Annotated in this window: 12 protein-coding genes; 8 read left to right on the forward strand and 4 right to left on the reverse strand. The window is 52.9% G+C overall.

Translation table 11 applies throughout. The annotated features are described in order from the left end of the window. The first annotated feature begins 2 nt into the window (after positions 1-2). Together FMM01_RS12820 and FMM01_RS12825 are read left to right on the forward strand one after the other, a co-directional pair. Positions 3-1,316: an APC family permease gene (locus FMM01_RS12820; protein ID WP_146993939.1), complete on the forward strand. Its 1,314-nt coding sequence runs from the start codon at positions 3-5 to the stop codon at positions 1,314-1,316. Between the two features lie 4 nt (positions 1,317-1,320). Then, positions 1,321-2,130, forward strand: a complete 810-nt coding sequence (locus FMM01_RS12825; protein WP_150392779.1) for a GNAT family N-acetyltransferase — start codon at positions 1,321-1,323, stop codon at positions 2,128-2,130. 68 nt (positions 2,131-2,198) lie between these two features. On the opposite strand, the gene FMM01_RS12830 is transcribed toward FMM01_RS12825, so the two are convergent. Then, complete coding sequence (locus FMM01_RS12830) at positions 2,199-2,618, reverse strand: YjdF family protein (protein WP_223849945.1); 420 nt, start codon at positions 2,616-2,618, stop codon at positions 2,199-2,201. A gap of 267 nt (positions 2,619-2,885) precedes the next feature. Here FMM01_RS12830 and FMM01_RS12835 point away from each other — a divergent pair, with 267 nt between their 5' ends. Then, positions 2,886-3,281, forward strand: a complete 396-nt coding sequence (locus FMM01_RS12835; RefSeq protein ID WP_150392781.1) for a hypothetical protein — start codon at positions 2,886-2,888, stop codon at positions 3,279-3,281. A 41-nt stretch (positions 3,282-3,322) separates the two neighbouring features. Next, positions 3,323-3,730: an arsenate reductase (thioredoxin) gene (gene arsC / locus FMM01_RS12840; RefSeq protein WP_150393294.1), complete on the forward strand. Its 408-nt coding sequence runs from the start codon at positions 3,323-3,325 to the stop codon at positions 3,728-3,730. A gap of 181 nt (positions 3,731-3,911) precedes the next feature. On the opposite strand, the gene FMM01_RS16820 is transcribed toward arsC, so the two are convergent. Together FMM01_RS16820 and FMM01_RS12845 are read right to left on the reverse strand one after the other, a co-directional pair. Next, positions 3,912-3,992 carry a putative holin-like toxin gene (locus FMM01_RS16820; protein WP_223850077.1) on the reverse strand — a complete coding sequence of 27 codons (81 nt, stop codon included), beginning with the start codon at positions 3,990-3,992 and terminating at the stop codon, positions 3,912-3,914. A 203-nt stretch (positions 3,993-4,195) separates the two neighbouring features. Further along, positions 4,196-5,458 (reverse strand): S41 family peptidase, encoded by a 1,263-nt coding sequence (locus tag FMM01_RS12845; RefSeq protein WP_150392782.1) that lies wholly within the window; start codon positions 5,456-5,458, stop codon positions 4,196-4,198. Positions 5,459-5,561: 103 nt separating this feature from the next. On the opposite strand from FMM01_RS12845, the gene FMM01_RS12850 reads away from it, so the two are divergent. The 4 genes from FMM01_RS12850 (at position 5,562) to FMM01_RS16825 (ending at position 10,111) form a co-directional block, all read left to right on the forward strand. Then, entirely contained in the window at positions 5,562-6,461 is a 900-nt protein-coding gene (locus FMM01_RS12850) for a helix-turn-helix domain-containing protein (protein WP_190973369.1), read from the forward strand. Between the two features lie 165 nt (positions 6,462-6,626). Further along, complete coding sequence (locus FMM01_RS12855; protein WP_223849946.1) at positions 6,627-8,261, forward strand: ABC-F family ATP-binding cassette domain-containing protein; 1,635 nt, start codon at positions 6,627-6,629, stop codon at positions 8,259-8,261. Positions 8,262-8,623: 362 nt separating this feature from the next. Then, the gene (locus FMM01_RS12860) at positions 8,624-9,829 is read left to right on the forward strand and encodes an RNA-guided endonuclease InsQ/TnpB family protein (RefSeq protein WP_150392784.1); all 1,206 of its coding nucleotides are present in this window, start codon (positions 8,624-8,626) and stop codon (positions 9,827-9,829) included. Positions 9,830-10,033: 204 nt separating this feature from the next. Beyond that, the gene (locus FMM01_RS16825; protein ID WP_371859401.1) at positions 10,034-10,111 is read left to right on the forward strand and encodes a putative holin-like toxin; all 78 of its coding nucleotides are present in this window, start codon (positions 10,034-10,036) and stop codon (positions 10,109-10,111) included. Between the two features lie 170 nt (positions 10,112-10,281). Here FMM01_RS16825 and abc-f read toward each other — a convergent pair whose 3' ends face one another. Further along, complete coding sequence (gene abc-f / locus FMM01_RS12865; protein WP_150392785.1) at positions 10,282-11,865, reverse strand: ribosomal protection-like ABC-F family protein; 1,584 nt, start codon at positions 11,863-11,865, stop codon at positions 10,282-10,284. Between the last annotated feature and the right edge of the window lie 329 nt (positions 11,866-12,194).

A 12,194-nucleotide genomic window follows, 5' to 3' on the forward strand; every position in this document is an offset into this window, starting at 1 on the left:
AAATGAAAGCAGCCACAGATCAGAAAAACGAACTCGGTTTCTCAAGTATTATTCTTCTAGGCATTAATGGCATTATTGGTTCAGGTATTTTCCTGCTGCCCAACGCCGCCGCTAAATTAATGGGGACGGCCAGTATTTTTGTCCTGATTTTCGACGCGCTGCTGGTCTTCGCCATCGCGTTGTGTTTTGCCAAGTCGGCGACGTATTTTGAAGCCAACGGCGGCCCGTATTTGTACGCCAAGGATGCCTTTGGCGGCTTTGTCGGTTTCGAAGTCGGCTTTGTCACTTGGGCGATCCGGATCATCGCGGAAGCTACCATGGCCGTCGCTTTTACGACTGCGCTGGGTTCGATCTTCCCGTATGCCGCCACGACGATTGGGAAAGACGTGATCGCCGCCACTTTGATTATCCTGCTGGCGATCATGAATATTGCCGGCGTCCGGGTATCGAAGGTCGTGAACAACGTCATCACGGTGTCCAAGCTGATTCCGCTGGTGCTGTTCATTGCCATTGGTATTTGGTTCATCAAAGGCGGCAATTTTACGCCATTATTCCCGGGCGGGCACTACACTAGCGGCAGTTTTGGCCCCGCCGCCGTCACCATGTTCTATGCCTTCACCGGGTTTGAAGGCGTCGTGGTCGCCGCTGGTGATATGCGCGATCCGGAACATAACCTGCCTCGCGCTCTGGTGATCGTGATGCTCATCGTGTTGGCCTTCTACTTATTGATTCAAGTCGTCTGCACCGGTATTCTGGGCGCCGACTTAGCGAATTCCACCACCCCGATCCAAGCTGCTTTTGGCCGGGTAGCCGGCAGTTTCGGCAGTGCGCTGGTCGAGGCTGGCACACTGCTGTCCACCGGCGGATTGCTGGTCGCCTCCAGCTACATCACGCCCCGGTCCGGGGTAGCGCTGGCGGAAAACGGCATGATGCCCCCGGCACTCGCCAAGGTGAACAAAAAAGACGGTCCGTGGGTATCGATCATCGTCTCCTCCACCCTCGGCTTGATCGTGGCGCTGTCCGGGACCTTTAACTACTTAGCACAAATCAGCGCTATTTCCCGGTTTGCCCAGTATATTCCCACCTGTTTGGCGGTTCTGGTCTTCATGAAGACGAAGAAAGGTGTCCCGTCGAACTTCCACCTGCCGTTTGGTCCGGTGATTCCCGTCTTGGCCATTGTGGTCAGTATTTGGCTTTTGACCCAAGTGACGCTGATCCAGTTTGCTTGGGGCTTTGGCGCCCTGGCCATTGCGGTCCCATTTTATTTCTTGATGGCGTACAACAAGACTCGGCGCGAGCGCCAGGAAGCGGAGTAGACCGATGACGGCCGCGGCAGCTCGGACTATTTGGCAGTTGAATCAAGACCCGGCGCAGTATAGTGCTTATGTGCCTGATACCGAGGCAGGGATCACACTGGCTCTGCAAGAGTCCGGCGTCGAGGCCGTGGCGCTTCCAGCGAATGGTCTCGCCGTGCTAGATCAATACAGCGAAGATAATATTTGGACCGTCGAAGTCTGGGGGCCGTTTTTGCCAGTGCCCACGCAGTCTGCCATCACTACCGCCGTGGATGCTGTCATGATGCATATCAAGAAGCGGCCAGCGCATGTGAACTTCTTTTTTGGTCAGGAAAATAGCCGCGTACGCGCCAGTTTAGCGCAGTATGGCGCGCGATTGAGTCGACACACGATTTGGCAAATGCAGGCTATTCCAGCGACAATGATTAGAAAAGAAATTCAGCGTTATACGGCGCCACTGCCGGCAGATCAGCAGCAACAGGTGCTGCAACTGCATCGCCAGTTCTTCACCGGTGACGCAGTGACTGATGTCTCAGTGGAGCGGCCCTTATGGGTGGCCTGGCAAGATGCGCAGCCCGTCGGTTATGCCTTGGCCGAAGTGGATATCGACCACGTCGGCCACCTGCTCTATGTCGCGGTGGCGCCGGCAGCGCAACATCAGGGCTGGGGGCAAGCACTCATGGCGGCTGTTTGGCAGGACATGCAAATTAGTGGTGTGAATTCAGTGATTCTGGTGCAAAGTCAGCAGAATGCGCAGGTTGCTGGTACGGTTTATCAGCGTTTAGGCTTCAAACAGTTGAAGACGCTGATTGCTGCCACGATCCAGTTAGCGTGACGATACTAGAAAACAAAAAAATCCCATCCAGCGTTAAGTGCTGGGTGGGATTTTTCATTATCGATGCCTTAGTGGCCGCGATGTTTTGCAAGGCGTTTTTCTTGTTTCTTTAACCGTACCTTGAGCGCATGGGCCTGTTTTGTTTCCTTGCGGCGCTTCTTCTTAAGCACCAAATTCTGTTTATGCGCCAGCTTCAAAACCTGTTTGGCCTGCGGGCTGCTGCCCCGGCCGCGTATCGCCTGGCGGGCTTGACGCTTGCGCTGCTGCGTCGATTGCGCCGAGTTGGCTAACGCAGTTGTCTGGTCACCACTAGCCCAAGTCAGTGTTGACCACCGGCCGGCAATCATGGATTGAATTTGGTTGTACGTCGGCGGCTGCGTACCGAAAGTCACTTTTGCGGCTTGATAATGGCCATTGATGGTGCGTTCAAAAACACCACGATAAAATGCCTGATCGAAAAACACTGTTAACTGACTGGTTGTTGTCAAATTAACCCCTCCTAATTTCGATTCACGAAGTATGGACATCCAGGAAGGAGGGATACTGACAGCCCGAGGGCTGCGTCTGGACTACCGGCCAGACCGTGTTTTTAACTCCGCAAAGCGCATTTTCCTCGTATTGGCACCATCCGTCAAGGTTCTTCCGCTCAGTGGGGCATCGCGTCAGGGCAATTCCGTCTTGTTGTTGAACGTATTGCCGTGTTATCGTAATCATGTGAAATGGTATAGGCAGCCGTTGAAGGGCGGGATAATAATATGAAGGAAAGGTCTAACGCCGGAGTGATCGTCTTGGCGCTGGTGGCGGCAGTGGTTTATGCTGCAACTATTTATGCTTTTGGTTATTCCCTTTACTGCTGGTATAAACTGACACAGCCATACTCTGGGGTGGATTATGCCCTGGGGCAATATTTCGTCGCCATGTTGTTGGCCCTGCTAGGGATCGCGAGCCTCTTCCTGGCCTTCGGTTTAAGAAAGGCCATGCGGCCCGTCGCTGCTCCGCCGCTGGTAAAAGGGTGCTTCGTATTTGGCCTCGTCGTTTCTGCCAGTGCATTAGGTGATGTCGCGGTGGCAATTCTGTTTCTGGTTGTTTTTCCGGCAGTTTTGTCTCGACTCGGGCAGCAACCACCCTATTGGCGGCCGCCAATGGTATAATGAGCGCGCTTGAAACCAGCAGAAAATGAGGTGTGATGATAATGCCGCAGGTCTATTTTCTCTGTACCGGCAATTCCTGCCGCAGCCAAATGGCGGAGGGGTTTGCCAAGGCAATGTTAGGCCCCGCTTGGCGGGTCGCCAGCGCCGGGATCGAAGCCCACGGGCTGAACCCGTTGGCGGTCCAGGTGATGGCTGAGAAAGGTATCGATATTTCACACAACCAGTCGAAAGTAATCGATCCGGATTATTTGCAACATTCTGATCTGGTCGTGGCCCTGTGCGGCGACGCGCGGGACCGCTGTCCGGTGACGCCGCCGGCCGTTGAGCGGCAGCATTGGCCTTTGCCGGATCCAGCAAGGGCGCAGGGCACCGAGGCGGACAAGCTGCAGGTTTTTCGGGCTGTTCGTGATGAAATTCAGGGACGGGTAAAGAACTTGATTCGTCGATAGGAACGTGAAGGGCACCCAATTTAGTAACCCCCTGATTTGCGGCAAAAAAGTGTTCTTGGTATAATGGAGACATAAAAGGCCGGTGCGCTAACACCGACCGATGCAAACCGCTTTAAGAGCGGTGACAGTTTTAGACAGTAGAACTCGCCCTCAACTGGTCAAAGCTAAGGGGCGGGTCTTTTTATTTGTCCACAGCCTTGATAATCGCGCAAACCAACAGGCCAAACGTGAAAATCAGCATGAGGACTTCGTACGTACTCAAGCTACGGAAAACCTTTCGTTAGTTTATTCCATGTTCCCATGGCATTCACTTCCTTCGGGAAAAAACGCAGCCGCCGCCCTTAAAACTTCTGCTAAAGTAGTATACCATATTCCCTTATTATCTTTAAATAAAAAACCAGTTCATCGAAAAAGTGGGAAAGCACACCTAACGATGGACTGATTTTATTTTGTCTTGTCTTTTTACTATACATATACCAATGCTTTAATTTGGTGTCGCTTGTTTAAGAATCGTTCAGCAAACGCCAAATCCTTGTCCTCCTTAATCATTGCTGGCGTCCATGGCAAATGAATATCCGGCTGCACACCAACGTGGTCAATCCCTTCGCCTCGGTCGATCCAGTCAGTGCGGCTAACAGGATACATTAGATGAAAATGGTCCCAATCCTGAGTAGTTACGTTGGCATAATCCCATACGCCGTAAGTTGCTCGGCCGATAACCGTGGTTTGGGGTGATTTCTTGGCGGCCATGACGAAGGAATCCCCAGCACTGCCGCAATCATAATCGCTCAGCACCACGACTTGATGCGGCTGAACATTACCTTGGATGGGTGCATCAGGTGTATCAGTGTCAGGCAGTTCGAATGGAATCAAGCCGTCGTGCTGGTGATCTTTCAGCATTTGGATGAAATCTTCTAGAGTCGGCTGCAGCGCTGGATCAACGTTGGGCAGTATGGTTGCGACCGCCCGCTGCCAGTTATGATAATTACGCGGAGTCGCATTGATCTGCATGCCGGTATCTGGAGAAATCGTTGAATGCGGGACGGTGCCGGTGAACATCGCTGCCAATAATGGATAGAAATTCTGATCATCGCCCCCATTATTCACGCGCACATCAATAATCAGCTTGGGCAGTTCAGCAATTTGTGCTAAGTGATGCTGATAGAACTCATGAATGGCTGTGTAATCAGTAAAATTGGTCATCTTGACGTAACCCATGTCGGCTTGCAATTGGCGATAGGCAAATACAGCAGGCGCTGCAGTTTGCGGAAAGTGGTGCAGCGGCAATGCTTGACCATCGGCCAGGGTGATCGTCTTGGCCGTCAGTAAAATGGTCTTGAACCGTTGCCGTTCAGGTACCGGGTCTAGTTCCAATTGGTGCGTAGCGGCCACTGCTGGAATCGGCAGGCCATCAATCGCCGTGATTGCCGTGCCGACGCTGAGCCGTTTCTCCTGGTCAGCGGTCAATACGTAGAGGGCCGCCCCATACCGGCGGGTAGTGAAGCCCACAGTGACCTGGGGGACGCGATCGTTGCTGAAGAAAACGTGCTTGTCCCGGTATTGCTGCAAGTAGTGCTGCACCAGGTACACGAATGATTCCTCATCCGGGATGTGCTGCAACACCGCTGTGGTTGGCCGCTTCACCGGCCAGTCCTGCTTGTCTAATGCACCAGCGTAATCTACGTGCATGATATCTTCAATCTCAGCGAAAATCTTCTCGTAATCCATTTTGCCCAACTCCTTTTTAACTTGTCTCTACCATACTTGACGGTCAACCACGGAAATGAAACAATATGGCTCATATAGTAGACATCACGAAGGGTGCGGGGAAATGACAGCATACGGGCAGACTGTTCGCCGACTCCGGCTAGGCCAAGGATTACCGCAAAAGGCAGTTTACAGCGGCATCGTGTCCCGGTCGTTTTATGCCAAATTTGAAAAGGGCCAAACCAACATCGGTGCTGACAAATTGTTTGAAATTCTGCGGCGGCTGACGATCAGTCCTAATGAGTTCCTTTTCCAGCATCGCGGGATGCGGCCGCCGGCGATTCAACAGCTTTCTAAACAAATTGACCAAGACTACCAAGCTGGCGACCTCCAGGCATTGCGGGATTTCTATACGGCGAATCGCTATCACCGACTGCCGGAAATGCGGGCGTTGGCGTTGCGAGCATATACGGGCGTCTATACCGCAAATCAAAATATATTGTACATGAGCAATGCGCCCATCGCGGCAGTCCAGGCACTGCTGGCCCAGACGCCGCAGTGGACTTTGAGTCAAGCGCGCTTGATTATTGAAACCAATCTGCTTATTCCGCTGAGTAATCCGCAGCACCAGGCCTTTTTCCGCCAAGCGGTGGCAACGCTGCGGGACTATCTGGCATTTGATGACCAGGTGGCCAACGATTTGGGCGGGGCCTATTTGAACGAGATTCAAACCCAGCTGATTGCGGGGCGGTTGCCCGCTGCGGCCACCCTGGCGGCCGAATTGCAGACGCTGAGTGCGCAAATAGCCGCCACGACCATCAAATTGACGGCTGCCTTTTGTCAGTATCTGATTGGATTGTATACAGACTATCCAGCAGTCGAACAGCAGCTCACGACGTTTTTAGCCTGGTGCAAGCAGCTGAACTTGCCCGACACCCGCGACTTCGGCCTCATTGCCACGGTCCATCGCGACCGCGGCCGCAATCACTATGACCGCCACCAGTATTTCGACCATCGTGAATAACCGCACGTGTCCCCATTGTTTATTTTCGCAACATCTGATACCCTTAGAGAATCTGAAGGAAACTTTCTACCCGTGGCAACCTTGTCTCACTGCGCAATGCAGTGGGCGAGGTTGCCATCTATTGTATTGATTCCCACTACAACGATAAGAAAAGTGAGGTACGCCTTGTTAACTGTAACGAATGTCTCCATGACTTTCTCCGATCGTAAACTCTATGAAGACGTTAATTTAAAATTCACGCCGGGCAACTGCTACGGCATTATTGGGGCAAATGGGGCCGGCAAGTCCACGTTCTTGAAGATTCTGTCCGGCGAGCTGACCCCGACGACGGGGACGGTGCAGCTGGATCCCCACGAGCGGATGAGCAATCTGCGGCAGGACCACTTTGCCTTCGATGACCAGACCGTGTTGAACACGGTGATTCAAGGCTATGAACGGCTGTATGCGGTGATGCAGGAGAAGGATGCCTTGTACGCCAAGGCGGACTTCTCTGAAGAAGATGGGCTCAAAGCGGCCAATTTGGAAGCTGAGTTTGCGGAAATGGACGGCTGGAACGCTGAGTCCGACGCGGCCCAACTGTTGCAGGCGCTGGGCATCGGCGACAGCGAACATAACAAGCTGATGCGCGAATTGCCGGAGGGGCAAAAGGTCAAGGTATTGCTGGCTCAGGCACTGTTTGGTTCGCCGGACGTGTTGCTGCTGGATGAACCGACTAACGGGCTGGATCCCGAAACCATCGATTGGCTGGAAAACTGGCTGGCGGACTACGACAAGACTGTCCTGGTCGTCAGCCATGACCGGTATTTTTTGAATAAGGTCTGCACGATGATGTGTGATGTGGATTTCGGCAAAATCGAAATGTTCGTCGGCAACTACGATTTCTGGTTGGAATCCAGCAAACTGGCCCAGCAGCTGCGCTCGAACCAGAATGCGAAGAAGGAAGAACAGATCAAACAGCTGCAAGAGTTCGTGGCGCGTTTCTCCGCGAATGCCTCGAAATCCAAGCAGGCGACAGCCCGGAAGAAGCAGCTGGATAAAATCACGCTGGACGACATCAAACCCAGCAGCCGCAAGTATCCGTTCATTAAATTCGAACCGGAGCGGCCCTTGGGCAATGATTTAGTCCGGGTGGACCACGTATCGAAGACGGTGGATGGCGTTAAGGTGCTGGATAACGTCAGCTTCACGCTGCGCCCCGGCGATAAGACGGCGATCATTAGCCGCAACGACGTGACGGCGACGCAGCTGATGCGCCTGCTGGCCGGTGATGACCAGCCGGACACCGGCACGATTACCTGGGGTGTAACCACGAACCGGGCTTACATGCCGAAGGATTTGACCCCGGAATTCAGCGATGACTCCCTGGATATCCTGTCCTGGCTGCGCCAGTTCGTGAAGAGCAAGGAAGAAGACGATAACACCTTCCTCCGCGGTTTCCTGGGCCGGATGCTGTTCTCCGGCGACGAGGTGCTCAAGGCCACGCCAGTGCTGTCTGGTGGTGAGAAAGTCCGCAGTTACTTAGCCAAACTCATGCTCAGCAGGGCCAATGTGCTGCTGCTGGACGATCCGACGAACCACTTGGATCTGGAAAGTATCACGGCGCTCAACGACGCGCTGATCGATTTTACCGGGGCTGTGATCTTCACCAGCCATGACCACCAGTTTATCCAGACGATTGCCAACCATATTATTGAAGTGGGTCCGCTGGGCGTCGTGGATCGGGCGGATATGCATTATGACGACTTCTTGGCCCATAAGGTGGCACAGGAGCAAGTGGCGGCGATTTATCCGCAGGATTAGCTTTTTAAAATTGGTATACGCCATGTTTTGAGAAGCCATAAATAATATAAACGCCCTGTCTGTAAGTGTATTTCCCACTTTTGGACAGGGCGTTTTTATATCAGAGAATGTAATGGAATATGGCATACTGTTTTGGCAGGAGTTTAAAGGGCAGTGGTCGCGGTTTTTCTCAGAAGGAGTTTGCGAATGACTAATAGGTAGTCAAGTGTAAGCATCCATAATCAAAGGCCATCAAGTTCCTGAGCATTTTTTATCACATAGTACAGCTTTTCTGGATGAATCTTGATTCAAATTAGCTGAGCACGGAAGGAGACAAACATACATTCGATTCGTTATCCTTGAATTATGAGGAGGTGAATCGAATGCCAATCAAAACGCACAAGATACGGATCTATCCGAATGCCGAGATGGCTACGGTCATTGCCGAGCTGATGGACTACAATCGCTTTTGCTGGAACAAAGGCTTGGCCGCATGGAATGACATGTATGACGCGTCATTAACCATGGAGGACAAGAAACTGCGCCCCAGCGAGTACAAAGTGCGAGACGAGCTGGTGAAGAACAAAGCCGACTGGCAGCATCAGTTTTCAGCCCGGGTGCTCCAAACTGCTGTCCATCGGCTGCATCAGGCTTGGCAGAATTTCTTCAATCCCGCTATGCCGGACGCTCACAAGCCTAAGTTCCATCATAAGCGGGATCCTAAACAAAGCTTTACAACGGATCGAGCGGTCATTGCCGGCAAGTACCTGACCCTGGATCGGCCCCATGCGGCCAGCCATCGTTTCAGCGCCATCAAAATGGCGGAGACTTTACGTTTTACTGGCGAGATCAAAACCGTGACGATAACCAAGCGCGGAAAAAAGTTCTACGCCAGTGTCAACGTATTGGTTGAAGATACACCGCGGCCGGCTTTTTATGACTCCTGGGACATTGTCGGCATTGATGTAAACGTGGGCCACATTCGCTGGAACGGCGGGGACGTCAACACCTTCACACCGCGGATGGCAGTGCTGCATCAACGCATCAAGTATTACCAAAAGTGCCTGAACCGGAAACGGCGGAGAAATCCGGGCGACTACCGGTCCAAGACCTATCAGCGGATTAAAGCGAAGATGAATCGCGCCTATGAGCAGGTACATGCGTTGCAGGATGACCTAATCCACAAATTCAGCCACAGAATCATCAAGAATTATCCCGCTCCTTGTATAGAGGATCTGGATGTCCACCGGATGATGATGGACGATAAAAAGGTCAAAGGCCTTCAGCGCGGCCTCTTTCGCCGCTTGCGTACGGCAATTGAGTACAAGGCGGCTTGGCATCATCGTCATCTGGTGATCGCCAATCGTTTCTTCCCGTCAACGCAGCGCTGTTCAAACTGCGGCTATATCAAGAAAGAAGAAAGCTATGGCGGCAAGATGACCCTCCAAGGCGACAGCATTTACCACCAGCATGACGTGTACCGCTGTTACGAGTGCGGTCTCATCATTGACCGAGACGATAACGCTGTTCAAAATTTGATTCAATATGCGGCGGGGCTTACGCCGGAATGGGAAACCGTTCAGAGATGATTTCTAGTCGGCATTGTGTGCTTCACACTCGTTTGATCTCAATCAGACGGGGGTGCCGGCAATTACGGAATTGACTAAACACACTGTACTCTTAATGGTCTAAATCTAAAGTGCCACCATAGACCGGACATGTATACAATTGAGTACATTTTAGAAAGCAGGGATGTCCAGGGATGGGCAAACTAACGAAAGGTTTTCGCGGCTGTGACGGATTACGAAGCGCTAATGCTGATGCTGACGTTTGGGCTTTTACTAGTCCAAATATATGAAGCACAACGATAAGGACTAAAAAAACCTGCCCCCTATAGCTTTGGCAAGTTAGGGACAGGAAACTGACTTTAACATGACCACCGCTCTTTAAGCGGTTTGCACGGGGCTGGTGTTGTCGCACCAGCCCTTTTTCTATCTAAATTATACCAAGCAAGTTTTTATTTCGCAAATCAAACGGGTTGCTAGTTTGCCGTATCCCAATCCCGCTGCACGATCCGCTGCTCCGCAATATGCAGCTCCTGATCACACAGCTTCCGCAGTAAATACCGATCGTGGGAAACGATTAGCAGCGTCCCCGCATAGTCCGCCAACAGCGTCTCGATTTCCTCCCGGGCGGCAATGTCCAGGTGGTTTGTCGGTTCGTCCAGGATCAGCAAGTTGATTTTCCGTTGCAGCAGTTGCAACAGGACCAGCCGAATTCGTTCGCCGCCGGAGAGGTCTTGGAGCCGGCGGGCGGCGTCTTCGGCGAAGAAACCGAAGCGGGCCATGGCTTGCCGTGCCGCCTGTTCGTTGGGCATGAAGGCCTGCACATGGGCCAGCAGCCGGTCTTGAGGCCGGTCGAATTGCGGATTCTGGGGCAGATAGCCGGCCTGCACACTGGCCCCCAAGTTCACCGTACCGCTGGTGGGTGATAGCTCGCCCAGAATGAGTTTGACCAGCGTGCTTTTGCCCGTCCCGTTGGCGCCAGTGACCGCTACCCGGTCGCCGCGGTGGATCTGGAAGGCGGCATGGTCAAAAAGCACCCGGTCGCCAAACGCGGCGCCCAAATCTTTGGCGGTGATGACGTCGTTACCGGACCGGCCGGCGGTGCGGACGTCCTGCAGCCGGTGTTTCGGCGGCTGGGGTACTTGAATGACTTGAATCTTCGCCAAGCGCTTTTCCAGCTCCTTGGCCTTCCGGTAGAACTTCTCGTTTTGGCTCTCGTTGCCCCATTGCCGATACTGGCGAATCTGCAGTTGCAGTTTCCGAATTGCTTTGGCCTGCAGGTCGTGGTCTTTTTGAATGCTGGCCAGGCGTTCAGCCTTCAGCGTCACATACCGCGAGTAATTGCCCGGATACGTGACCAGCTCGCCGTCTTCGATTTCCCAGGTTTGGGTGGTGACCCGATCGAGGAAGAAGCGATCGTGGGAAATGACTAAATAACCGGTCTTGCCTTTGAGCAAAAACTGCTCCAGCCACTCGATGCCGGCGGTATCCAAGTGGTTTGTGGGTTCGTCCAGCAACAAAAAATCCGCATCGGACAGCAGCAATTGGGCCAGCGCGACCCGCATCCGTTCACCGCCGGACATGACGTTGATCGGTGTGTCCCGGTAAGCCCAAATGTCCAGCCCCTTCATCACGGTGTTGATCCGGTCCGCAAAGGCATAGCCGCCCTGTTCCTCAAAGTTTTGTTGCAGGTCGGCATAGCGGGCGAGGTTTTTCTCTAGGTCGGCATCCGGTTGGCTCATTTGGTCTTCACAATAGTGCAACGCGTCCTGCAGTTCGGTCAGCGCCGGTTGGCTGGCGCCAAGAAAGGCTGTGACGGTGGCAGGGGTATCAATCAGCTGCTGGTTCAGGTGAGTAATGGTGGCGTCTTTGGCGCGGCTGACGACGCCAGCATCGGTCTGCTCGCTGCCCAGCAGGATATTCATCAGGGTGGACTTGCCGGTACCGTTGGCGCCGACGAGGGCGACCCGGTCGCCGGCGGCGAGTTGCAGAGAAATATCGGTGAAAATCGGTTCATGATCAAATTGTTTAGTGATTTGGCTGGCTTGCAGTAATAACATGTTTTTTCTCCTTTAAGTTGCCGGAGAACGCAAAAGGCCATGGCAATTACGCACCATGGCTCTACTCTCTAATGGTTATGCGTCTCGGCGGTCATTGGTTTCGTGTCATTCGGCTGTTTTTGGACAGACTGGTCCCGTTAGCAACCCGAATAAAACCAAGGGATTGACGAAAAGAAACGCCAAAGCGCACAATATCTGTTTCAATACTGTTCGTCTTTTCGTAACCGCGCATGATGTCTAACCTTCTTCCGTGAATTAATTACATTCAGGATACCGGAAACGGCCGCAAATGGCAACGCACTTTGCGTAATCTATACATAACCAGTCAG

The organism is Schleiferilactobacillus harbinensis (assembly GCF_008694105.1).
GTDB classification, from domain to species: Bacteria; Bacillota; Bacilli; order Lactobacillales; family Lactobacillaceae; genus Schleiferilactobacillus; species Schleiferilactobacillus harbinensis.